The sequence below is a fragment of the Kitasatospora sp. NPDC051702 genome (assembly GCF_040681575.1).
GTDB lineage: Bacteria > Actinomycetota > Actinomycetes > Streptomycetales > Streptomycetaceae > Kitasatospora.
The window spans coordinates 34730-59174 of sequence record NZ_JBFAZB010000011.1 but is presented as its reverse complement, the minus strand read 5'-3'; the positions used below and the strand labels follow the sequence as shown (position 1 = coordinate 59174).

Annotated in this window: 14 protein-coding genes; 4 read left to right on the top strand and 10 right to left on the bottom strand. The window is 74.2% G+C overall.

Translation table 11 applies throughout. From position 1 onward, the window contains the following. Window positions 1-43: 43 nt before the first annotated feature. The 7 genes from AB0N04_RS12480 to sbnA form a co-directional block, all read right to left on the bottom strand. The gene (locus AB0N04_RS12480) at window positions 44-958 is read right to left on the bottom strand and encodes a kinase (protein ID WP_360210236.1); all 915 of its coding nucleotides are present in this window, start codon (window positions 956-958) and stop codon (window positions 44-46) included. After that, window positions 955-2490 carry a lyase family protein gene (locus tag AB0N04_RS12475; RefSeq protein ID WP_360210234.1) on the bottom strand — a complete coding sequence of 512 codons (1536 nt, stop codon included), beginning with the start codon at window positions 2488-2490 and terminating at the stop codon, window positions 955-957. The genes AB0N04_RS12480 and AB0N04_RS12475 overlap by 4 nt, the downstream gene beginning before the upstream one ends. A 147-nt stretch (window positions 2491-2637) precedes the next feature. Continuing rightward, window positions 2638-9180: an amino acid adenylation domain-containing protein gene (locus tag AB0N04_RS12470; protein WP_360210232.1), complete on the bottom strand. Its 6543-nt coding sequence runs from the start codon at window positions 9178-9180 to the stop codon at window positions 2638-2640. A 156-nt stretch (window positions 9181-9336) separates the two neighbouring features. Further along, window positions 9337-10143 carry an AzlC family ABC transporter permease gene (locus tag AB0N04_RS12465; protein ID WP_363364152.1) on the bottom strand — a complete coding sequence of 269 codons (807 nt, stop codon included), beginning with the start codon at window positions 10141-10143 and terminating at the stop codon, window positions 9337-9339. A gap of 37 nt (window positions 10144-10180) precedes the next feature. After that, a complete protein-coding gene (locus tag AB0N04_RS12460; RefSeq protein ID WP_360210228.1) occupies window positions 10181-10498 on the bottom strand; it encodes an AzlD domain-containing protein in 318 nt (105 codons plus the stop codon). Between the two features lie 15 nt (window positions 10499-10513). Next, the gene (locus AB0N04_RS12455) at window positions 10514-13630 is read right to left on the bottom strand and encodes an amino acid adenylation domain-containing protein (protein WP_360210226.1); all 3117 of its coding nucleotides are present in this window, start codon (window positions 13628-13630) and stop codon (window positions 10514-10516) included. Between the two features lie 22 nt (window positions 13631-13652). After that, the gene (gene sbnA / locus AB0N04_RS12450) at window positions 13653-14675 is read right to left on the bottom strand and encodes a 2,3-diaminopropionate biosynthesis protein SbnA (RefSeq protein ID WP_360210224.1); all 1023 of its coding nucleotides are present in this window, start codon (window positions 14673-14675) and stop codon (window positions 13653-13655) included. Window positions 14676-15137: 462 nt separating this feature from the next. On the opposite strand from sbnA, the gene AB0N04_RS12445 reads away from it, so the two are divergent. Beyond that, on the top strand, window positions 15138-15713 hold the full coding sequence (locus AB0N04_RS12445) for an N-acetyltransferase (protein ID WP_360210222.1): 576 nt from the start codon (window positions 15138-15140) through the stop codon (window positions 15711-15713). A gap of 49 nt (window positions 15714-15762) precedes the next feature. On the opposite strand, the gene AB0N04_RS12440 is transcribed toward AB0N04_RS12445, so the two are convergent. Continuing rightward, window positions 15763-16674 carry a LysR family transcriptional regulator gene (locus AB0N04_RS12440; RefSeq protein WP_360210220.1) on the bottom strand — a complete coding sequence of 304 codons (912 nt, stop codon included), beginning with the start codon at window positions 16672-16674 and terminating at the stop codon, window positions 15763-15765. Window positions 16675-16894: 220 nt separating this feature from the next. Here AB0N04_RS12440 and AB0N04_RS12435 point away from each other — a divergent pair, with 220 nt between their 5' ends. Next, window positions 16895-18319 (top strand): hypothetical protein, encoded by a 1425-nt coding sequence (locus AB0N04_RS12435; protein WP_360210218.1) that lies wholly within the window; start codon window positions 16895-16897, stop codon window positions 18317-18319. Between the two features lie 185 nt (window positions 18320-18504). After that, the gene (locus AB0N04_RS12430) at window positions 18505-20061 is read left to right on the top strand and encodes a hypothetical protein (protein WP_360210216.1); all 1557 of its coding nucleotides are present in this window, start codon (window positions 18505-18507) and stop codon (window positions 20059-20061) included. Window positions 20062-20294: 233 nt separating this feature from the next. On the opposite strand, the gene AB0N04_RS12425 is transcribed toward AB0N04_RS12430, so the two are convergent. Both AB0N04_RS12425 and tdh read right to left on the bottom strand, forming a co-directional pair. Further along, window positions 20295-21488 carry a glycine C-acetyltransferase gene (locus AB0N04_RS12425; protein ID WP_360219418.1) on the bottom strand — a complete coding sequence of 398 codons (1194 nt, stop codon included), beginning with the start codon at window positions 21486-21488 and terminating at the stop codon, window positions 20295-20297. Window positions 21489-21518: 30 nt separating this feature from the next. Further along, window positions 21519-22547 carry an L-threonine 3-dehydrogenase gene (gene tdh, locus AB0N04_RS12420; RefSeq protein WP_360219421.1) on the bottom strand — a complete coding sequence of 343 codons (1029 nt, stop codon included), beginning with the start codon at window positions 22545-22547 and terminating at the stop codon, window positions 21519-21521. A 467-nt stretch (window positions 22548-23014) separates the two neighbouring features. Here tdh and AB0N04_RS12415 point away from each other — a divergent pair, with 467 nt between their 5' ends. Beyond that, window positions 23015-24385: a serine hydrolase domain-containing protein gene (locus AB0N04_RS12415; RefSeq protein WP_360219424.1), complete on the top strand. Its 1371-nt coding sequence runs from the start codon at window positions 23015-23017 to the stop codon at window positions 24383-24385. The last annotated feature ends 60 nt before the right edge of the window (window positions 24386-24445 follow it).

The following is a 24445-nucleotide window of genomic DNA, read 5'->3' as shown; positions in this document are numbered from 1 at the left end:
CGCAGCGGGGTGGCCGGTGGGGCCGCACGGCGGCCGCGGGGCCTCAGCGGCCCGGACCGCGCCAGGAGCGGTAGAGCGTGGTGTGGCCGGCCAGCGCGGCCGCCCGCGTCCGCAGTTCGGCGACCTTGCGCGCGCACTCGGGGTCGGACTCGGCGACCAGCACCCCGAGGGCGGTGCCGCTGTGCGCGACGGCCACCCCGAGGGCGTCGAACTCCTCGGAGAGGCCGATCATCCGGTGCAGCAGCCGCTTGGGCTGGAGGTGCTCGTTCAGCAGCGCACTGCGGGTGGCGACCCGTCCGACGGTGGGCAGGTCGTCGGTGCGGACGGCCTCCGAGACGCGTTCCAGCAGCTCGTCGTACTCCAGCCGGTGGGCGCGGGTGAAGGGCTTGGGCCGCCGGTTGAACCCGAGGGTGTCGATCGCGCCGCCCTCCTCGACCCCGACGATCACCATCGGGGAGAGCGGTCCGAGGAGCTCCCGCAGCCGCACCTGCCGGTGGTAGAAGGAGACCACCCCGTCGTACATCACTCCGTCGGTCGGTTCGATCCGGCGCAGGAAGTCCTCGATCACGGCGGGGCCGACCGGCACCCCGAGGGCCTCCCCCACCGCGCGGGCGGTGGCGACCAGGTCGGCGGAGGAACTGGCCAGGCCCCGGCCCTCGGGGAGTCCGCCGCTCAGCCGCAGCCGCCCGCCGCCGGCGAACCCGTACGCGTCCAGCATCAGCCGCACCAGCCGCGCGGCGCGGTGCTTGTGCGGCGGGTGCACGGTGACGGTGCCGGCACCGGGTTCGGCGGTGAAGGTCGCGGTCGCCCCGGCGTCGATCGGCAGGGTCACCAGGAAGTCGAGCCGCTCCTCGGCCGTGACGCCCTGGAGCAGTTCGCCGAAGGTGCCCGGGGCGCTGCCCGTGCCGTGCAGGACGGCCGCCGTCGCGGTACCGGCGGCCGCGTCGGCACGGGTCACGCGGGGCTCCCCGGAGCGGAGAGGCCCAGCAGCTCGTCGATGCGGGCCAGCCCCGCGTCGACCCGCGCGCGGTGCCCGGTCCAGGCCCCGGCGAGCCGCTCGTACTCGGTGTGCTGCTCGGCGAGCAGGGCCCGGACGGATTCGGGGTTCGCCGACCCGGCGGTGGTCTTGCGGTACAGCTCGCCGGCACCGTCGAAGGCCGCGGCCAGCAGCTCCGCCGGAGCCCGCAGGGTGACGCCCTGTTCGCCGGCCGCCGCGCTCAGCAGGTCCGGGGAGGTCTGCCGGGGGCGCAGTCCGGCGGCGTGCGCGGCCAGCACGTACCGGCCGGCGATGACCTGGGCCCGGCGCCACGGCACCGACTCCCGCAGGGTGAGCTCGTTGGCGAGGGTGAGGCCGCCGAGGAACTCCCGCTCGGCCGCCTCGCGCATCCGCTCCTCGGCGAAGCCCATCCGCTCGACCACGACGGTGAACAGCCGCAGCGTGGTGCCGAGGGTCGCGAACATCGGCCGCAGGTTGGCGCCCGCCTCCTTCGACACCTCGACCATGTTGCTGAACGGGGTGGCCCGCTGGGCCAGCAGCATGTCGAAGTAGTAGGCGCTCAGGTGCGCCGACTTGCCCCGGATGCGTTCCAGGATCGGGTAGTTCTTCTTCTGCGGCATCGCCGAGGAGATGCCGGACAGCTCGTCGGGCAGCTCGATGAAACCGTACGGGCCGCTGCCCCAGTCCATCAGGTCACTGGTGAAGCGGCTCAGCGCGGAGCCGAACAGGGAGACCTCGGCGGCCAGTTCCAGCACCCAGGCGCGGGAGGCCACCCCGGCCAGCGCGTGCCGGCCGGGGGCCGCGAATCCGAGCAGCTCGGCCATCAGGGCACGGTCCCAGTCCAGTTCCTGACCGGTCATGGCGCCGGAGCCGAGCGGGCTGAGGTTGATCCCGTCGTAGGTCGCCAGCAGCCTCCGCAGGGTGTGCTGGACCTGCTCGGAGACGGCCGCGAAGTAGAACCCCGGGGTCATGGTCTGGGCGGCCTGGAGGTGGGTCTGGCCGACCATCGGCAGGTCGGTGCCGCGCTCGGCCAACCGGTGGACGGCCAGGCCGAAGTCCAGCAGGGCGGCGGCGGCGTCGAGGAGCAGCCCGCGGCCGAACAGCAGCTGGGCGGTGGCCTGGAGGTCGTTGCGGCTGCGGTCGACGTGCCAGGCGGTGACGGGGTGGCCGAGGCCGCGCTCGACGTGCTGTTCGAGGGCGAAGGCGAGGTCCGACATGTTGCCGGCCGGGTCGGCCGCGATCCCGTCGCGGGTCAGCCCGTGAAGGACGCGGCCGATCTCGGCGGCCTCGGCGGGCGAGACCAGGCCCATGCGGCGGTACTCCAGCGCGAGGACCTTCTCCACCGCCGCGTACCAGGGCAGCAGGTGCTCCGCCTCGTAGGTGAACTGCGGTTCCAGGACCTCCTCGTGGAGGAGTGCGCTGGGCGTGCTCCGGATTCTGCCGGTCAGTCGGGCGGCGGCCGGGCCGGGCTCGGGTTCGTGGGGGGCACTCATGCTGGCTCCGGTGGGTCGGGGGTGCCGGGGGCGGGGAGGGGCGGGGGGGGGGGGGGCCCGGGGGCGGGGGGGGCCCCGCCGGGGGGGGGGGGGGGGGGGGGGGGGGGGGGGGGGCCCGGGGGGGGCGGGGGCCCCCCACCGCGGGGATCAGCCGGAGTGCGAGGGGGAGCCGAGGTCGTCGAGGACGACCCCGGCCAGCAGCTCCGGCCGGGTGGTGTTGAGGTAGTGCCCGCCGTCGGGGCTGACGACCGTGCGGCTCGCCGGGACGAACAGCTCCCAGTTGGCCAGGGCCGTCGCGTGGTCCGCCATCAGCAGGTCGTCCTCGGCGAACACCACGGTGGCCGGGCACTGCAGGGCGGCCCGCCCGGTGTCGCCGAGCGCGAGGTGGAAGCCGTGCGTGGCCTCGACCGTGTCGTAGCGGAACGCCCGTGCCAGGTCGGCACGTTCGGCCGCGGACAGCGCGTGGACCTCCTCCAGGCCGGTGTTGTCGGCCATCCAGTCCATGATCTGCTGCTCGTTCATGTGCACCACCTCGTTGGCGGCGTGGTCGGCCGGGTCCACCGACCGGAGCAGCTTGGCCACGATCAGCAGGCGGCGCACGTCCCGGCCCCGCCGCTCGAGCGTGCGGACCAGGTGCAGGCCCAGCGAGGAGCCGGCGCAGTGGCCGAGCACCAGCACCGGACGGTCGCCGGCCTCCCGCACCACCTCGTCGGCGAGCTGCTCGGCGAGCACGTCCACCGCGACCATCGGGCGGTCGTCGGCCAGGGTGCGGCCCGGGAGCTCGGCCCCCAGGACCCGGACGGTCGCGCCGGCGTCGGCGAGCTGCCGGGCCAGCGGGACGTAGCTGACCGCGCCGCCGCCCGCGAAGGGGATGCAGACCAGGACGGCCTCGGCCGTCTCCAGCCGTGCGCCGGAGGAGGCGGTGAGGTCGACCAGCAGGTCGCGGCGGGCGCCGTCGCGCTCGCCGAAGGCCGCGGCGATCAGCCGGGCCGTGGGCCGCACCAGCAGGTCGCGCAGGGCGATCCGGCCCTGCGAGGTCGCCGCGACCTTCATCGCGGCGATCGAGTGGCCGCCGATCTCGAAGAAGTTGTCGGTGACGCCGACCTCGACCGGCGGCACCCCGAGCACCGAGGCGAACAGGTCACGGACGAACTCCTCGTCCGCGGTGGCCGGCGGCTCCCGGTGGGTGTCGGCGTCCAGGCCGATCGGCCGGGCCGCCAGCACCTTGCGGTCGATCTTGCCGTTGGAGTTGAGCGGGAAGGCCTCCAGCCGGACCAGGATCTCCGGGTGCATGTAGTCCGGGATCAGCTCGGCGAGCCGGCGCTTGAACTCGGTGCGGTCCGGCTCGGCGGCGCCGGTGTAGAAGGTCACCAGCCGCTTCTCGCCGGCCACGTCGCGCGCCAGCGTCACCGCGGTCTCCACGCCGGGCAGCCGGTCCAGCGCACCGTCCACCTCGGACAGCTCGATCCGGTAGCCGCGGATCTTGACCTGGCCGTCCCGGCGGCCGGCGCAGTCGAGCAGGCCGTCGGGCAGCCAGCGGCCGATGTCGCCGGTGCGGTAGAGCAGTTCGGAGCGGTCGTCGAGGGTGTTCGGCGCGAAGGCGGCCGCGGTCCGCTCGGCGTCGTTGATGTAGCCGAGGCCCACGCCTGCGCCGGTCACGCAGATCTCGCCGTAGCTGCCGATCGGGCGCGGCCGCCCGTCGGAACCGACCACGTGGAGGCTGGTGTTGATGATCGGGCGGCCGATCGACACCCGGCTGACGTCCTGGCCCTCCGTCATGAAGAAGTGCGTGACGTCGTCGGAGCACTCGGTGGGCCCGTAGGCGTTGACCGCCGGGATGTCGTAGGTCGCGAACCAGCGCCGGGTCAGCGCCGGCGGCAGCGCCTCGCCGTTGATGATGTTGTAGCGCAGCTCGGGCAGCGGGCGCGGCCGCTGCTCGACCTCGGTGAGCAGCGCGTCGGTGTAGGAGGGCACCGTCTCCAGGATGGTGATGCCGTCGTCGACCAGCGCGGTGAGGAACGCCGGCAGGTCCACCACGGTGTCGTGGTCGTAGATGACGGTCCGTCCGCCGGCCAGCCAGGCCACCAGCAGCTGCCAGACCGAGATGTCGAAGCACTGGGTGCTGATCTGGGCGACGGCGTCGGCCTCGGTCAGCTTCAGGTCGACGACCTTGGACAGCAGGTGGTTGAGCATCCCGGAGTGGCGCACGGTGGCGCCCTTCGGCTCGCCGGTGGACCCGGAGGTGAAGATGATGTACGCGGTGTCCGCCGGCGCGGGGCGCGCGGGCGGCTCGACCTGCGCGGCGTCGGCCGCGCCCGGGTCGTCGAGGACCAGGACGGACAGTCCGGGGACCCGCTCGCGCAGCGCGCCGCCGACCGGCTCCGCGTCCGCCGCCTCGGCCACCAGGTGGCGGCAGTCGCTGCGGCGCAGCACGGAGGCGATCCGGTCCACCGGGAAGGCCCGGTCCTGCGGCAGGTAGACGGCGCCGATCTTCAGCAGGGCGAGCATGGTGAGCGCCCAGCGGACGCCGCGCGGCAGCACGGTGGTGACCACGTCGCCGGGGGTGACGCCGGCCGCCAGCAGCTGCGCCGCGTAGCGGTCGGAGGCCCGGTCGAGGGCCGCGTAGGAGAGCCGCTCGTCGCCGTGGACCAGCGCGACGGCCTCCGGCGTGCGGCGCACCTGCTCGGCGAGGAGGTCCAGGAAGGTGCCCTCCGGCAGCGGGTGCGCGGGGCCGGCGGACATCGCCTGGAGCGCGGCCCGCTCCCGCTCGCCGATCAGCGTGCCCGCGGACCGGTCGGCCGACGGGTCCTCGGCCAGCGCCTGCAGGGCCCGCAGGTAGTAGCCGCCGACCCGCTCGGTCTGCGCCTCGGAGTAGACGTTGCGGTGGAAGTGCAGGCTGAGCATCACCTCGTCGCTGACGGCGTCCTGCGAGAACTCGGCCCGCAGCGGGAACTCGCTCTGCACGTTGACGATCGAACGGACCAGCTCGAAGCCGTCCCGCTCGGCCAGGCTCTTCAGCACGTGGAAGTGGGTGAAGTTGAAGACCGTCTCGAACAGGGTGTCCCGGCTGCCGACGGCCCGCTTGATCTCCGCCATCGGGAAGCGCCGGTGCGGCAGCAGCTGCGCCTCCGCGGCGTACACCGCGCGGACCGTGTCCTCCCAGCTGCGGCCCAGGTCGCGGACCCGGAACGGCAGGGAGTTGAGGAAGAGCCCGGCGATGTCCTGGCCGCCCTCGACCTCCGGGCGGCCGGAGTGCTCGTAGCCGGTGACGACGTCCGTGGTGTCGGCGACGAAGCCGAGCACGGCGACGTGGGCGGCCAGCAGGACGGCCTTGACCGGCACCTGGAGCTTGCGGGCGGTCGCGAGGATGCCCGCCGACAGGCCGGCGGGGAAGAGCACGTCGTGGATGCCGACGCCGGCGAACTCCGGGTCGGGATCGGTGTCGGGGACGACCCGGGTGCTCTCCGCGCCGTCCATGACGTCGAGCCAGAAGGCGCGCTGCGAGGCGGAGGCGACGGCGGCGCGCTCCAGCTCCACGTACTGCCGGTGGGACATGGCGAGCCCGGCGCCGCCGTGCGGTTCCTCGCCGTCCAGGACGGAGAAGTAGGCGGAGAACACGTCGCGGTGGATCGTGTTGACGCTCCAGCCGTCCAGGGCCGCGTCGTGGTAGCTCAGCGAGTACTGGTACTCGTCGTCGGCGAGCAGGTGCAGGTAGACCCGGACGAGGTCGGTGCTGCCGTACCGGAAGCCGCCGCGCAGCTCCAGCTCGGCGAACTGGCGCAGGTCCTCCTCCTGCTCCTGCGGCGACCGGCCGCGCAGGTCGAACACCCGCAGCGGGGAGGGCGCGCTCCCGTGCACCAGCTGGAGCGGCTCGCTGAAGCCCTTGAGGTGGAAGGAGGTGCGCAGCAGGGCGTGCCGGCGCACGACCGAGTCGACCGCCCGCTCGAACAGTTCCGGGTCGACGGTGCCGTGGATGCGGTAGCTGAGGATGTCGTGGTACATGCCCTCGGTGCCGCCGCGCAGGGCCTCGTAGATGAGGCCGATCTGCAGCTGGGACATCGGGTAGGCGTCGACGAGGCCGGTCGGCAGCTGCGCCCGGTCCTCCTCGCCGATCAGGGCGAACGGCTCGGTGGAGACCTCGGCCGCCGGTGCGGCCGGGCCCTGCTCGCGTTCGGCGAGGTACCCGGCGAGCCCGGCGATGGTCGGGTGGCCGAACAGCTCCTGGAAGCTGAAGTCGAGGCCGGCGGCGCGGGCGCGGGCCAGCACGGTGATGAACTTGATCGAGTCGCCGCCGAGCGAGAAGAAGTTGTCGTCCGCGCCGATCGGCTCGACGCCGAGCACCGCGGCCCAGATCGCGGCCAGCTGCTCCTCGACGGGGCCGCTCGGGGCCCGGTGGGCGGCGGTGGCCGCCGGGGCCTCCTGGAGCGGCAGCGGCAGGCCCGACACGTCGCGCTTGCCGTTGTGGTTGGTCGGGATGGCGGGGACCTCGACGTAGTGCTGCGGGACCATGTAGGAGGGCAGTTCGCCCTCCAGGGCCGCGCGCAGGGCGGTCTCCCGGTAGCCCTCGCCGGCGACCAGGTAGGCGACCAGCATGCTGTCGCCGGACTCGCCGGGCCGGGCCACGACGGCGCACTGGCGCACGCCGGCGACCTGCTGCGCGACGTGCTCGATCTCGCCGAGCTCGATCCGGTAGCCGCGGATCTTGACCTGGGTGTCCAGTCGGCCCAGGTACTCGACGGTGCCGTCCGGCAGCCAGCGCGCCAGGTCGCCGGTGCGGTAGCGGCGTTCGCCGTCCTCGCCGGTGACGAAGCGCTCCGCGGTCAGCTCCGGCGCGTGCAGGTAGCCGCGGGCCAGGCCGGTGCCGGCGATGCAGAGCTCGCCCGGGGTGCCGATCGGGGCGAGCGCGCCGGAGCGGGTCCGCACGCTGAGCCGGATGTTGCTGATGGGCCGGCCGATCGGCACCGACCGGGTGACGTCCACCGCGGTGCACGGCTGGTGGGTGACGTCGACGGCGGCCTCGGTCGGGCCGTACAGGTTGACCAGCTCGCGGGCGTCGCCGAGGAGCTCCCCGAACAGCCGCACCTGGTCGACGGCGAGGGCCTCGCCGCTGGCGAAGACCCGGCGGATCGAGCCGAGCCGCTCGCGCTCGCCGGTGGCCTCGACGAAGCCGAGGAAGGCGTGCAGCATCGACGGCACGAAGTGCAGCGTGGTGGCGCGGCTCTGCTCGATCCGGGCGATGATCCGCTCCGGGTCGCGCTCGTCACCGTTCGGCAGGGTGGCGACGGCGGCGCCGGCGATCGACCACCAGAAGATCTCCCAGACGGACACGTCGAAGGTGAACGGCGTCTTGTGCAGGATCACGTCGTCGGCGCCGAGCGGGTAGGCGCTCTGCATCCACCAGAGCCGGTTGACGATGGCCCGGTGCTCGATCATCACGCCCTTGGGGCGGCCGGTGGAGCCGGAGGTGTAGATGACGTACGCGAGGTCGTCGGGGCCGGTGACCGGCGCCAGGTCGCCGGCGGGCTGGGCGGCGACGGCCGGGTCGTCGAGCAGCAGCACCCGGTGGCCGTCGGCGACGGCGGCGGTGCCGGCGGTGCCGGCGGTGGCCACCACCAGGCGGGCGCGGCTGTGGTCGAGCAGGTACTCGATCCGGTTTCGCGGCAGGGTCGGGTCGATCGGCAGGTAGGCGCCGCCGGCCTTGAGCACGCCGTAGATGGCCACCAGCAGGTCGGCGGAGCGGGGCACGCAGACGGCGACCGGCTCGCCGGGGGTGACGCCGGCCTCGCGCAGGGTGCGGGCCAGCCGGTTCGCGGCGGCGTTCAGCTCGCCGTAGGTGGTGCCGTCGTCGACGACGGCGACCCGGTCCGGCTCGGCTGCGGCCCGCTCCTCCAGGAAGCCGTGCAGCAGGCGCTCCTGCGGGAAGGGCGCCGCCGTGTCGTTGAAGGCGCCGGTGAGCAGGGCCGCCTCCTGGTCGTCGGGGCCGAGCAGCGGGGCGAGGGCCGCCGCCGGGTCCGCGACCAGGGTGTCCAGCAGCCGGGCGAGGGTGGTCGTCAGCCGCTCGGCGGTGGCGGCGGTGAACAGGCCGGCGTCGTACTCCAGTTCGATCCTGGTGTCGTCGCCCGCGAGGTGCAGGTCGAACAGGAGGGGGCACCCGGCGGCCCGGGCGTCCTCGGCGCTCAGCGCGCCGTCCACGGAGAGCATCAGGTCGCCGGGCCGGACGCCGAGCCGGTCGAGCAGGGCGCGGACCGGCACGTCCAGGTGGGCCGAGACCTCCAGGCAGGCGGCCCGGACGGCGGTCAGCAGCTCGCGGCCGGACTCCTGCCCGGTGAGCTCGACGGTGACCGGGACGGCCCGGTCGGTGCCGCGCGGCGCGGGGACGAAGAGGGTGACCGCGGCCAGGTCGGCGGCGCGCGCCGCCAGCAGGGCGAGCGCCGTCGCGCCGACGACGGTGGTCAGGAAGGAGTCGCCGTTGGAGATCCGGCGGACGGCCGGCGCGGTCCCCGCGGCCAGCGCCGCGCTGACCCGGGCGGCGGGCTCCTGCTGGCGGACGTGGTCGCGGGTGACCACCGTGGGCTCGGCCCAGTAGGGCTTGCGGGTGTCCCAGAACTGCGCCTGCGCCGGATGGGCGTTGAGGGCTTGCTGGAGCTGGAGCGTGCTGATCGTCGAGGTTCCGCTAGCGGTTTGAGACATGGCGAGGCCACCCCCGGTGCGTGTGAGTCGGATCGTGGACGGACCGATCGGCCGGCGGCCGCCCCCTGGGCGGACCGGCGGGTCCGGTGTGTGCGTGTGGACGGCGGCCGGGGTGGGCCCGGCCGCCGTGGGCCTGCCTGGGAGGCGTGGGCCTGCCTAGGAGGCGGTGTCGGCCGGGGCCTCGGCCGGGTCGGGCGCGGCGCGCCGCTCCGGGACCGCCGCGGCGGCCTCCCCCTCCGCCGGCACGGGCGTGGCGGCCACGCGTTCGCGGCTCTCCAGGAACGCGGCCAGCGCGGTGCCCGCCAGCGTGCCCACGAACAGGCCGCTCTGGTAGGGCAGGTGGTGCAGCAGCAGGGCCCCCACGCCGGCGACCAGGCCGACGGCCAGGGCGCGCCGCGAGGTGAAGGTGGAGACGACCAGTCCGATGTAGGTGGCGTAGACGGCGAAGTCGAGCCCCCACTCGCCCAGCCCCGACAGGCTGGCCCCGAAGACCCAGCCGCAGAGCGTGCTGAGCGCCCAGGCGGCGTAGATCACGGCCGAACCGCTCAGGACGTACCAGCGCCGGTTGTCCTCCTCGGGCGCCGGCTCGCCGAAGCGCTTGGCGGCCAGCGCGTACACGGCGTCGGTCATCCCCCAGGCGATCCCGAACCGCCACCAGAAGCCCATCGGCCGGACGTACGGCGCCAGCGCGGCCGAGTAGAAGACGTGCCGCAGGTTGATGAGCAGCACGGTCACCACGGTCAGCGGCCAGGCCGCCCCGGCGGTGATCATGCCGAGGCTGACGATCTGGGCGGAGCCCGCGTTGATCAGCAGGCTCATCAGCATGGCCTTGCCGAGCCCGAGGCCGCGCTCCTGGGCGAGCGCGCCGAACAGCAGCCCGAACGGCACCGCGCCGAGCACGACCGGGACGACCGACAGGACACCCCGCGCGGCCTCCGCGCCACGGCTGTGTCGGGGCAACATCAATCCAACCTCTTTCCTGGGCAGGGGCGGGCGGCGCTCAGAGCGCGAACTTGGTGAGCACGTATCCGGCCATGGCGACCAGGAACACGAGGAAGAAGGCGTCCCGCTTGACGGCACCCATCGCGAAGCCGCACACGGCCCCGCCCACGTACGGCGCGAGGGTCCGCAGGTCGCCGCCGCCGTCACCGGGCAGCAGCACCGAGGGCACGATGATCGCCATCAGCACCGCGGGCATGACGTACGGCAGGGTGCTGCGGATCCGCGCGGGCAGGTGCTCCGGCCCGATCGGCCCGAACAGCGCGTAGCGGACCGCGAAGGTCACCGCCCCGCACAGGATGATCGTCAGTGTGGTCATCGGTCCCGTCCCAGGTCAGAAGGAGAAGTCGGCGGCCTCGACGGGCCCGCCGGGCTCGTCCTCGGGCTCCGGCAGGACCCTGCCCCCCGGAGCGCGGTCCAGCTCGTGCAGGGTCTCGACGACGCGGTCCAGCAGGAAGTCCGCGGAGGCCCGCTCGAACAGCGCGGTCGAGTACTCCAGCTCCAGCGCGTACCCGGACGGCTTCCGGAAGGCCTGCAGGTTGAGGTCGAACCGGCAGGTGCCCGCGTGCGGGAGCGTCAGGGTGATCCGCCGGCCGTCCTTGCGGAAGCTGTGGAAGTCGATGTCCTGCAGGGCGAAGAAGGCGTCGAACAGCGCGTTGCGGCTCAGGTCCCGGGGCACGTCGAGCCGCTGGACCAGCGAGGCGAACGGGTACTCCTGGTGGTCGAGGGCGTCGCGGTGCTCCGCGCCGAGCGCCGCCAGCAGCTCCCCGAGGTCCGCCTCCGGCCGCAGCCTGGCCCGCAGCACCACGGTGTTGACGAACATCCCCACCACGGTCTCGAGGTCGGGGTGCGGGCGGCCGCCCATCGGGCTGCCGACGGTGACGTCCGACTGGCCGCAGAGCCGGGCCAGCGTCGCCGTCCAGGCGGTCAGCAGCACCACGAAGGGGGTCGAGCCCTCCCGGTCCGCGATCGCCCGGACCAGCTCGGCGTCCGCCGGGGACAGCTCGCGGACCGCGACGTCACCGGCCGTGCCCCGCAGGGCCGGCCGCGGCCGGTCGGTGGGCAGGGCGAGGGCGGGCGCGGGCTCGGCGAACTTCGCCAGCCAGTACCGCTCGGAGCGCTCCTGCTCCGCACCCGTCAGCCGGCCGTCCGCCCACTCGGCGGCGGCCGCGTAGCCGACCGGCGCCGTCCGGGGCTCCTGACCGGCGTAGTACTCGAACAGCTCGTCGACGAAGACGCGCAGCGAGATGCCGTCGAAGACGATGTGGTGGAAGTCCAGGTGCAGGACGTCCCCGCCGGGCCCCCGGCGGACCAGCACGGCGCGCATCAGCGGAGCCGCCGCCAGGTCGAACGGGGCGAGGGCGAGCGGGCGCCCGTCCCGCGGTCCGTCGTCGGCCTCCAGCACCCGCAGCTCGACGGACGCCACCCGGTCGACCACCCGGCGCACCTCGCCGTCCGTGGTGACGAAGCGCGTCCGCAGCGCGTCGTGCCGGGCGGTCATCGCCGCGAGGGCCGCGCGCAGCCGCTCCGGGTCGAGGGGGCCGCTCACCTCCAGACGCACCGGGATGTTGTAGACGAGGCTGTTCGGGTCCATCTGCCAGAGCGCGAACAGCGCCCGCTGCTGCGGGTGCAGGACACCGCTGCCGGTCGGCTCCGGGACGGGTGCCAGCGGGGCGGTCGGCGCGGTCTCGACGGCCTTGGCCATCGCGCCGAGGGTGCGCGCCGCGAAGAGCTCGCCGAACCCGAGGGCGGCGCCGGCGTCGCGGGCGAGCCGGCCGATCAGCACCCCGGCGGTGATGGAGCTGCCGCCGAGCAGGAAGAAGTCGTCGTCCAGCCCCAGGCCCTCGGCGTCCACGTGCAGGACGTCGGCCCACAGGGCGGCCAGCCGCAGCTCCGCCGGGGTGGCCGGCGCCCCGCCGGCACCGCGGCGCGGGGCGGGCTCGGGCAGCCGGGCCCGGTCCACCTTGCCGTTGGCGTTCAGCGGCAGCCGGTCCACCGGGACCAGCACGTCGGGGCACATGTAGGCGGGCAGCCGGCGCCGGAGCTCCGCCAGGACGTCCTCGACGGTCAGGCCCGCTCCGAGCACCGCGTGGGTGACCAGCTGCTTGACGCCGCCGGGCCCGCCGCGCGCGTGGGTGTGGCTGTCGACCGTGCCGGGGATCTCCAGCAGGGCGTTGTCGATCTCGCCGAGCTCGATCCGGTGACCGCGGATCTTCACCTGGTTGTCGGCCCGGCCGTGGAAGGCGAGCAGCCCGTCCGCGTCGCTGCTGACCAGGTCGCCCGTCCGGTAGTGGCGCACGCCGTCGACCAGGACGAACTTCTCGGCCGTCAGGGCCGGGTTGTTCAGGTAGCCGCGGGCCAGGCCCGCCCCGCTGGTGTACAGCTCGCCGATCCCGCCGACCGGGACGGGCCGCTGCTCGGCGTCGAGCACCGCGACGGAGGTGCCGCGGATCGGCCGGCCGATCGGGACGGCGGACTCGTGGCGCCGCTCGATCGGGAAGATCGTGGTGAAGGTGGTGTTCTCGGTCGGGCCGTAGCCGTTGAGCACCCGCAGGCCGGGGCAGGCCTCGCGGACGGTGTTGACGTGCCGGCAGGACAGCACGTCCCCACCGACGATGAGGGTGCGCAGCCCCGCGAAGAGGCTGACGTCCTCGTCGGCCAGCTGGTTGAACAGCGGCGAGGTCAGCCAGAGCACGGTGACGTCGGCGGTGTGCAGCGCCCGCTTCAGCAGGGCCGGGGTGAGCAGCGTCTCCTGGTCGACGAGGTGCAGGGTGGCGCCGTTGAGCAGCGCCCCCCAGATCTCGAAGGTCGCGGCGTCGAACTCCAGGGCGCCGGTCTGCAGGAAGCGCTCGTCGGCGGAGAAGTCGAAGTAGTCGGCGTCCCGGACGAGTCGGACCACGCCCGCGTGCTCGACCATCACGCCCTTGGGGCGGCCGGTGCTGCCGGAGGTGTACATCACGTACGCCAGCGGCGAGGCGGGGGCCTCGTCGGCCGGCCCCGCGGCCAGGGCCGGGCGCGGCGGCAGGTGCGGCTCCGCGGCGAGCAGGGCGCCGAGTTCGAGCAGCTCGACGCCGGCCGGCACGGCGTCGGCGACGGCGTCCTTCAGTCCGCTTCCGCACAGCACCAGCGGCGAGCGCGAGTCGTCCAGGATGCCGGCGATGCGTTCGGCCGGGTAGGCGGGGCTGACCGGCAGGTAGGCGGCGCCGGCGAGCACCGTGCCGAGGATGGCGACGACGGCCTCGGCGGAGCGGTGGAACGCCAGCGTGACGAGCGTTTCGTCGCGCGCGCCGAGCGCGGTGAGCCGCTCGGCGACGGCGGCGGCGCGCTCGTGCAGCTGACGGTACGTCAGGCGCTCGTCCCCGTGCACCAGGGCGAGGGCGTCCGGCGTGCGCCGGGCCTGGGCCGCGAAGAGGTCGTCGAGCCGGGCGGTGGTGGGCTGGGTGTGGGACATGGTCGCTTTCCTGATCAGCTTCTTATCCGCGGGCGAGCTCGACGGCCGGGGTGATCGGCTCCTCGAACGGGTCGAACCGGCCGATGTCGCCGAAGTGCTCCCGGACCCAGTGGTCACTGTAGACGGTGTCGAGATAACGCTCCCCGAAATCCGGGGAAATCGCCACGGCGCAGGCCCCGGGGCGCTCCTCGCGCAATCTCCGGAAAGCCCCGGAAACCACCGTGCCGGTCGATCCGCCGAAAAGGAATCCGCGCCCGGCGAGATATCTGCACGTACGAATGGTGTCTATTTCCTCGACCAGCACGATCTCGTCGACCACGCTTTCGTCGACGATGTCCGGGCGGTGGCTGGACCCGAGCCCGGGAATGAGCCGCCGGCCGGACGGGCCGCCGAAGGTGATGGATCCGACGGCGTCCACGGCCACCACCTTGGCCGGGTGGCCGATCTCCTTCAGGAATCGCCCGCAGCCGGTCAGCGTGCCGGTCGTCCCGGCGCCGACGAAGAGGAATTCGAGATCGGGGAAGCTCCGGACGATCGACGGCGCGGTGGCCTGGTAGTGGGCCCGCCAGTTGCCCTCGTTGGCGTACTGGTTCAGCCAGAGCAGCGACGGGTCGGCCGCGCACGCCTCCTTGACGTGGCGGATCCGGCTCCCGAGGAACCCGCCGTTCTCGTCGGGCTCCGAGATGACCACCACCTCGGCGCCCAGGGACTCCATGAGGAGGATGTTCCGCTCGTTGCAGCGCACGTCCGTGACGCACACGAACCGGTAGCCGCTGTGCGCGGCGATCGACGCCAGGGCGATCCCGAGGCTCCCCGACGACGACTCGATGATCGTCGACCCCGGGTGGAGGCGCCCCGCCTCCTCGGCCGCCCGCACCATTCCGGCGGCGGCCTTGACCTTGACGGATCCGGCGAAGTTGAAGCCCTCGCACTTCAGCGAGAGGGCCTGCCCGAGCATCGGAGAGAGGTCGACGAAGACCTGGTCGAAGACGACGTCGTGCGGCGCCCCGACCCTGATCGTTTCACTAGGCCCATGCGAAGCCATGCGGCTAATTCCTCCCCAAAATCGGCCGCCGCGACATCCGTGGACGGTGGTCCCGTGATGGGTCGCAGAATGTGTTTCCTGTTGGAATACCGGCGCAACGCCTGAACGCATCCTTCCGCATGTGATGACGGTTGATCAAGGTGAGCTTTGTCCGGTTTGCGCCGTACATGCCGACTGATCCGTACATGCAAACTGTCGCGACTCGCGTAGAGTGACGGGCATCACAGCTGAATTTGAGATGGCCGGCGGACGGCTCAACGAATTGTTGACCAAATCCCCGACCGGGCCTTTCGCGACCCGCGGAAGTGATTCGGAACGGACTGCCACGGAAAACCGGCCGACCGGAATTTAGCACTCCGGGATCCGCCCCGCCCGCTGCCGCACGGCACGCCGCACCCCGGCACACCGCCCGCCGCCGGGGACCGGCCGGCGGGCGGGGCCCGCGCCGTTAGGCTGCCGGGCATGAGCCGGAACACGACGCCTGCGGCGACCCCAGCGGACCTCGTCATCCTCGACACCGCGGAGGTGGCCGAACGGGCCGGGGCGGACGGCGAGTTCGCGGCCGGCGCGCACCGGATCCTGGCGGAGCTGGTGGCGGCGGGCGCCGCGCTGGGGTGGCTGGAGCCGCCGTCGGCGGCGGAGGTCGCGGACCTGGTCGAGGAGGTGCTGACCCGCTCCCGGGCCGGGGACGGCGCCCTGCGGGCGGCCTACCTGGGCGGGCGGCCGGCCGGATTCGGCTACTGGCTGCGCCACCGGCGCCCGACCCACCGCCCGCACGCGGACCTGGAGAAGCTCGCGGTCTCCTCCGCCGCCCAGGGGCGCGGCATCGGGCGGGCGCTCACCGCGGCGCTGATCGCGGACGCACGGGCGGCCGGCATCGAGGTGCTCACCCTGGACGCCCGCGGCGACAACGCCGACGCCCTGCACCTCTACGCCTCCCTCGGCTTCACCGAGTACGGGCGGCTGCGGGACTACGTCGCCGTCGGCGAACGCCGCTACGACAAGGTGTTCGCCATGCTGGACCTGCGCCGGAGTTGACCGGCCGTCAGGCGGCGACGCCCCTCCCCCCGCACCGGCCGGGGCGCCGTCAGGCCTCCGCCACCGCGGCCTCGGCGAGCGCGTCCAGCACCGGCCGGATCAGCGGGTGGCCGTCGGCCCCGGCCCGGACGGCCGCGAACACCCGGCGGGTGGCGAGCTCGCTGTCCACCCGCCGGACGGCGACCTGCCCGAGCTCGACGCCGCGCAGCGCCGAGCTCGGCACCAGGGCGACCCCGGCACCGGCCGAGGCGAGGGCGACCACGGCCCGGAAGTCGTCGGAGGAGTGCACCAGGCGCGGCTGGAACCCGGCGTGCTCGCAGGCCAGCAGCACCACGTCGTGGCACGGGTTGCCCGGGTAGGGCCCGATCCACGGTTCGTCGGCGAGGGCGGCGACGGCGAGCGCGCCCTCCTCGGCCGCCAGCGGGTGGCCGAGCGGCAGCACCGCCTCGAACGGCTCGGCGTACAGCGGGACGCGGGTGAGCCGGGCGTCGTCGGCCCGCGGGGCGCCCCGGTACTCGACGGCCACGGCGAGGTCGGCCCGGCCGTCCAGGACCATCGGCAGGCTGGCGTCGCCCTCCGCGTCCAGCACCTTGAGCCGGACGCCGGGCGCCCGCCCGGCCAGCAGGCCGATCGCCGGGGCGAGGACGAGCGCGATGCCGGTGGCGAAGGAGGCCACGGTGACCTCTCCGGAGACGCCCGCGCTGTAGGCGGCGAGGTCGGCCTCGGCGCGCTCCAGCTGGGCGAGCACCACGTCGGCGTGGCCGAGCAGGATCTCCCCGGCGGCGGTCAGCCGCACCCCTCGGCCCTCGCGGGCGAGCAGGTGGTGGCCGGTCTCCTGTTCCAGGGCGGCCAGCTGCTGGGAGACCGCGGACGGGGTCAGGTAGAGGGCGGCCGCCGCGGCGGTCACGGTGCGGTGGTCCGCCACGGCCCGCAGGGTCCGCAGCCGTCTTGCGTCGATCACAGGCCAATTCTGCCAGCGTGCGGGGGCCGTCCGGGCGGGTGCGGGCGCGGGCGGCGGCCCGGGTGGTGCCCGGACGCCACCGGCGGTACGACCCCTGGCGTATTTCCGGACGAGATCCCTTCGCCCGGTTGACCGCTCCGGCCGGGCGGCGATTGGCTCGTTCCCGAGCCGGGCCCGGGGGATCCGGCGGCCCGGCGCCGTCATCAGGGGAGGATGATCCATGACCACCGCACGTTCCCGCCGCCGGCTGGCGCGCACCGCCTGCGTCCTGGTCACGGCCGCCGTCGCGGCCGGCGCCGCGCTGCCCGCGGCCCAGGCCCGCCCGCCCAAGGGCGACACCGCCCGGGTGAGCGAGGGCCCGAAGGGCGAGCAGCTGAACGGCGACTCGTACCCGCTCGGGGTGACCGCGGACGGCCGCACGGTGCTGTTCCGCTCCACCGCGACCGGCCTCGCCCCGAGCCACGCCGACGGCAGCGAGGGCCTCTACGTCAAGGACCTCCGCAACGGCCACGTCGCCGAGGTCGGCCTGGCCGGCGACGGGTCCCGGCTGAACGCGGACGTCTACGACGCCACGATCAGCGCCGACGGCCACTACGTCGCGTTCAGCACCGCCGCCACCAACGTGCTGCCCGGGCAGCAGAAGCACGCCTACGACGTCTTCGTCCGCGACCTGTGGACCGGGCGCACCGAGCTGGTCTCCGCCGGTACCGGCGCGACGACCGACGACCAGAGCATCCGGATGGCCGTCAACCCGAGCCTGAGCTGGGACGGCCGCTACGTCGCCTTCGCCTCCGACCGCACCGACCTCGGGGGGAACGTCCGGCGCGGCCGGCAGAACGTGTACGTCACCGACCGCTGGACCGGCACCACCCGGCTGGTCACGGTGGGCGCCGACGGCTCGCCGGCCGACCAGAACTCCTTCGAACCGACCCTGAGCGCGGACGGCCGCACCGTCGGCTTCACCTCGCGGGCGAGCAACCTGCGCCCGCCCGAGGAGACCCCCGCCGACCCCGCCGACCCCGCCCCGGGCGGCGCGGACGACGCCGCGCCGCCCGCGCCCGCCCCCGGCGCCGGACCCCGGCTGGCGGTGCCCCGGTTCTGCCCGTTCTACGTCTGGAACGCCGGCACCGGCAGGATCAGCGGCGCGAGCTACGACGAGACCGGGGCGTTCCGGGCCACCGGCCAGGACGGCCGGATCAGCCCCGACGGCCGCTTCGCGGTCTACAGCGTCCCGCAGCCCGGCGGGCGGCCCGGCTCGCACGGGATCCACCTGGTCGTCTACGCCCGCGAGCTGGCGACCGGCAAGGTCACCCAGGTCAGCACCCCGCTGCCCGGCACCAGCACCGACCTGTCCTCCTACGAGGGCGTCATGACCCTGGACAGCCGCTGGGTGTACTTCACCTCCGACGTCGAGACGCTCGTGCCCGACGACACCAACCAGCAGTCGGACGTCTTCCGCCGCGACCTGTGGACCGGCCGCACCGAGCGGGTGAGCCTCACCCGGGACGGCGCGCAGAGCACCGCCTCGTCGTTCACCCCGTACGTGGACGCGCTGGGCGACACCGTGGTCTTCGACGCCACCGACGGCGACCTCGTCCCGGGCGACACCAACAACGTCACGGACGTCTTCCGGCGCCGCCTCTGACCGCCCGGCCGCCCCGCCCCGGCCCGGTCCCCGGCCCGACTCCCCGGCGGAATACGTTTGTTGACGTATTTTCCGCCGGGATCACCGATAGCCGTTGACCACCCGCGCCTCCCGGCGATTGGCTCTCCCCGAGCCCGCCGCCGGGAGGGAGCCCGGCCGGGCGATCGAAGGGGAGGACCGACCACATGGCACGCAGCACCCGTACCACCCGCAACCGGTGGCTGGCCGGCGGCGGAAGCGTCCTGGCGGCCGTCGCCGTGCTCGCCGCGACCGCCGCCCCCGCCCAGGCCGCCCCGGCGCCGCACGGCACCGTCCAGGTCAGTGTCGGCGTGAACGGCACCGCGCCCGACGACCAGTCGTGGGGCCGGGGCGTCAGCGCCGACGGCCACTACGCCCTGTTCACCTCCTGGGCCAAGAACCTGGTGTCCCAGCCGGCCAAGAGCGGGCGGGACGCCTACGTCCGGGACCTTCGCACCGGCCGCACCGAGCGGGTCAACCTGGCCGACGACGGCTCGGCGCTGGACGGCTTCACCGACTACGTCGCGATCAACGCCGACGGCCGCTACGTCGCCTTCGCGAGCGACGCCCAGAACGTCCTGCCCGGCATGCAGCTGCAGGGCCGCTCCGAGGTGTACGTCCGCGACCGCAGGACCGGCCGCACCGAGCTGGTCAGCGGCGGGCTCACCAGCACCGACGGCGACAGGTTCCACGCCTCGTACGCGCCGTCGATCAGCGCGAACGGCCGCTACGTGGCCTTCGTGTCCAGCCGGACCGACCTCGTGCCCGAGCCCGGGGGCGGCGACCCCTCGCTCGCCCGGCCGTACACCTGGGACTACAACGTCTACGTCACCGACCGCTGGACGGGGCGGACCCGCCTGGTCACCCTCGGCACGGACGGCAAGCCGGGCGACGGCATGTCCCTCAACCCGACGATCAGCGCGGACGGCCGCACCGTCGGCTTCACCTCGTTCGCCGGCAACCTGCTGCCGGCCGGGCAGACCCCGGCCCTCGCCGCCCCGGCCGCCGCGGGCGCCGCGGCCGGCGGCGCCGCCGACGTCGAGCCGGCCCCGGGCACCGCCCCCGCCCTGCCCCGCGGCGCCCGCGAGGGCGTGGCGCGGCCGAACCTCGCCCGGCCGACGACCGGCGCCTACTACACCTACGACGTGGCCTCCGGCCGGATCTCCGCCGCCAGCCTCGACCAGGACGGCAAGCTCGGCTTCGCGAGCTTCGACGCGACGATCAGCCCGGACGGGCGGCGCGCGGTCTACGCCCTCCCCGAGCCCGGCGGGTCGACCAACGGCCACCGGTACCACCTCGTGCTGTACGTCCGGGACCTCAGGACGGGCACCGTGACGAAGGTCAGCGGCGGGCTGCCCGGCACCAGCTCGGTCGGCACCTCCGACCACGGCCGGATCACCGCCGACAACCGCTGGGTGTACTTCTCCTCCGCCGCCGACAACCTGGTGGCCGGCCCGCAGCACGCGGGGTGGGACGTGTACCGCCACGACCTGCGCACCGGCCGCACCGAGCGGGTCTCCACCGCCCCGGACGGCTCCCTGGGCAACGGCTCCTCGGTCGACCCCTTCGTGGACGCCGACGGGGACACCGTGGTCTTCGGCTCGACCAGCGGGAACCTGACCGCCGGCGCGGGCGGCCCGGAGAGCACCGGCTACCAGGTCTTCGCCCGCACCGCCGGGCAGCACGGCGACGGCGACGACCAGGGCCAGGACGAGGACGACTGACCGGCCCCGCCCCGCGGCGGCGCCCTCCGCGCGGACCGCGCCGGGCGGACGGCCCCGGGGAACGACTCCCGGGGAACCGCGACGGGGGCGGGACGTCGGCCGGGCCGGCGTCCCGCCCCCGCGGCGGGAGGGTGGGGCAGGTGGTTCGTGGTGGTGGGCCCGCGGGCCGGTCCGGTTCCGAGCGGACCGGCCCGCGGGCGTCCGTGCGGGCCCCTGCCGGGCCCGGTGGGGCGTTACTCGCCCAGTGCGGCGCGCGCGTCCACGAAGGCGGCGACGGCGCGCTCGACGTCCTCGGTGGAGTGCGCGGCGGACAGCTGCACCCGGATCCGGGCCTGGCCGTGCGGGACGACCGGGTAGGAGAACCCGATCACGTACACCCCGCGCTCCAGGAGCAGTTCGGCGAGCCGGCCGGCGCGGGCCGCGTCGCCGATCATCACCGGGGCGATCGGGTGGTCGCCCGGGAGGATCTCGAAGCCGGCCTCGGTCATCTTCGAGCGGAACAGCGCGGTGTTGGCCGCCAGCCGCTCGCGCAGCTCGTTGGAGTTCTCGACCAGGTCGAGCACCTTCAGCGAGGCCGCCGCGATCACCGGGGCGAGCGAGTTGGAGAACAGGTACGGGCGGGAGCGCTGGCGCAGCAGGGCGACGATCTCCCGGCGGGCGGCCACGTAGCCGCCGGAGGCGCCGCCGAGCGCCTTGCCGAGGGTGCCGGTGATGATGTCCACACGGTCCATCACGCCGTGCAGTTCGGGGGTGCCGCGGCCGCCCGCGCCGACGAAGCCGACGGCGTGCGAGTCGTCGACCATGACCATCGCGTCGTAGCGGTCGGCGAGGTCGCAGATCTCCTGCAGCGGGGCGACGTAGCCGTCCATCGAGAAGACGCCGTCGGTGACGATCAGGCGGCGGCGGGCGTCCTGGCTGTCCTGGAGCTGCTTCTCCAGGTCGGCCATGTCGCGGTTGGCGTAGCGGTGGCGGCGGGCCTTGCTGAGGCGGATGCCGTCGATGATGCTGGCGTGGTTGAGCGCGTCGGAGATGACGGCGTCGCGGTCGTCGAGCAGGGTCTCGAAGACACCGCCGTTGGCGTCGAAGCAGGAGGAGTACAGGATGGTGTCCTCCTGGCCGAGGAAGGCCGACAGGCGGTCCTCGAGCTCCTTGTGGACGTCCTGGGTGCCGCAGATGAAGCGCACCGAGGCCATGCCGTAGCCCCAGCGGTCCAGCGCGTCCTTGGCCGCGGCCAGCACCTCGGGGTGGTCGGCCAGGCCGAGGTAGTTGTTGGCGCAGAAGTTCAGCACCTCGCCGGGGCGGCCGCCGCCGGTGACGGTGACCGCGGCGCTCTGCGGGGTGCCGATGACGCGCTCGGGCTTGAAGAGGCCCGCCTCGCGGATCTCGTCGATGGTGGTGGCGATGTCGGCGCGCACGTTGTCGAACACTGCGGACTCCTCACAAGTCGGCGGGGTGGCTCAGGCGGTCCAGTCGAGGATGATCTTGCCGCAGTTGCCACTGGCGGCGTCGTCGAACGCGGCCTCGAAGTCGGTGGCGGCGTACCGGCCGGTGATCACCGGGCTGAGGTCCAGGCCGCCCTCCAGCAGCACCGACATCGCGTACCAGGTCTCGAACATCTCGCGGCCGTAGATGCCCTTGATGGTGATCATCGACGTGACGATCGAGGCCCAGTCGACCGGGAACTGCTCGGCGGGCAGGCCCAGCATGGCGATCTTGCCGCCGTGCGTCATGTTGGCGATCATCGACTGCATCGCCTCGGGGCGGCCGGACATCTCCAGGCCGACGTCGAAGCCCTCGCGCAGGCCGAGCTTCTGCTGGCCCTCCTCGATGGTGTGCTCCGCGACGTTCAGCGCCAGCGTGACGCCGACCTCGCGGGCCAGGTCCAGGCGGTACGGGGAGACGTCGGTGATCATCACGTTTCGGGCACCGGCGTGCTTGGCGACGGCGGCGGCCATGATGCCGATCGGACCGGCGCCGGTCACCAGCACGTCCTCGCCGACCAGCGGGAAGGACAGCGCGGTGTGCACGGCGTTGCCGAAGGGGTCGAAGATCGCGGCGACGTCCAGGTCGACCGGCACCCGGTGCACCCAGACGTTGGACGCGGGCAGCGCCACGTACTCGGCGAAGGCGCCGTCGCGGTTGACGCCCAGACCGACCGTGTTGCGGCACAGGTGGCGGCGGCCGGCCAGGCAGTTGCGGCACTTGCCGCAGACCAGGTGGCCCTCGCCGCTGACCAGGTCGCCGACCGAGATGTCCGCGACGCCGGCGCCGAGCTCGGCGACCTCGCCGACGAACTCGTGGCCGAGGACGAGCGGGGTCCTGATGGTCTGCTGCGCCCAGCCGTCCCACTTGCGGATGTGCAGGTCGGTGCCGCAGATGCCGGTTCGCAGCACCTTGATCAGCACCTCGCCGGGACCGATCTCGGGCTTCGGGACGTCCACCAGCCAGAGGCCGGGCTCGGCCTGCTGCTTGACGAGTGCCTTCACGGGCGACGGCTCCTGACGTGCGAGTGGACGGCCTTCGGGGTGGGCAGGCCGGAGGGCGCCGGTGCGGCCGTCCTCGCGGACGTCCTCCGGGCAGGCAGCAATCTGCCTGGTGGGAGGGGGTGCGGTCCATCGAGGAATTCTTAAGGGCGGCCACAGCTGGGCTAAACGATCGTGCCCGAGCTGGGGACGGGGGCCGGTGCGGCGTGCCGGTGCTCACCCGTCCGGCCGAGCGCGGGGCGCCAGCCGCGACACCGACCGCCCGGCGGGCCCCGGTGCCCGGCACCCGGGCGGCCGGCCCGGCCGGCCGCCCGGTTGGGACACCCGGCTGACCGGGGCAGCCGTTCGGGCCAGCGCCGCCGCCGCCGGCGCGCGGGCGCCCGCCGGCGGTGCTTACCGTGGCGGGGCTCCCCCACGGCCCCGTGGCGCAGCGCTCCGGGGCTCCCGGCCGCAGAGAGGCGCCCGCGCAGATGACCGACACCCGACGGCCGCGTCCGGCCGCACCCCGCACCACCGGCCGCGTGAGCGCCGCCGCGCTGGCCCTGACCGGGCTGCTCGCCGCCGCGGCCTGCTCCGGCGGGTCGACCACCGCCCGGCAGTCCGGCGAGCCGGCCGTGACCGCCGAGCCCGTCGCGGTCAGCCCGTCCGCCGGCACCCCCGGCTCGCAGGCCCCGTCCGCCGCGGGCTCCTCCGGCGCCGTGGTGCCGCTGACGGCCGACGTCACCAAGCAGCTGGACGCCGCGATCACCCGGGTGATGAGCCAGGCCGCCGTCCCCGGCGTCAGCGTCGGGATCACCACGCCCACCGGCACCTACGTGAAGTCCTTCGGCGTCGCCGACAAGGTCTCCGAGACGCCGATGGACCCGGGGCTGCGGATGCGGATCGGCAGCGAGACCAAGACCTTCACGGCGACGGCCGTCCTACGGCTGGTGGACCAGGGCAAGGTCCGCCTGGACGACCCGATCGCGAAGTACGTGGACGGCGTGCCCGGCGGCGACGGCATCACCGTGCGCCAGCTCGGCGAGATGCGCAGCGGGCTGTTCCCGTACTCCTCCGACCCGGACTTCGTGAACACCCTGATCAGCGACCCGAACCGGGTGTTCACACCGGACCAGCTGCTCGCGTACGGGTACAAGCACCCGGCCGTGTTCCCGCCCGGCGCGCAGTTCCAGTACAACAACAGCAACTACATCATCCTCGGCAAGCTGCTGGAGAAGGTCGGCGGGCAGCCGGCCGGGCCGTTCATCAAGGACCAGGCGATCACCCCCGCCGGGCTCGGCCAGACGCTCTTCCCGGTGGGCGCGGAGTTCCCCGACCCGCACGCCCACGGCTACACCGACCAGACGCCCGACGGGTCGATCCAGGACGCCACCGACTGGGACCCGTCGTGGGCCTGGACCGCCGGGGCGATCATCTCCACCCTCGCCGACCTGCAGAGCTGGGCGAAGACCGCGGCCACCGGGACCCTCCTCAAGCCGGCCACCCAGGCCGAACGGCTGAAGACCCTGCCGACCGGCGACCCCGGGGTCGGCTACGGCTTCGGGATCTTCGACAACAACGGGTGGATCGGGCACAACGGCTCGCTGCCCGGCTACGAGAGCGTGGCGGTCTACCTGCCGCAGGCGCAGAGCACGCTGACGATCCTGCTCAACACCGACGTGCTGTACCAGGGTTCGGAGCCGTCCTCGCTGTTCGCGAACGAGATCACGAAGATCATCTCGCCGAGGAACCCCTACTCGATCCCGCCGGCGACCGCCGCCCCGTCCCCGCCGGCCTCCGGGTCGGGCTCCGGCTCCGGCACGCCGACCGGCACCGGATCCCCCTCCACCGTGCGGACCTGACGGCCCGGCGGCAGTCGGCGCGGCGCCCGGCCCCTCCCGGTGGAGGGGCCGGGCGCCGCG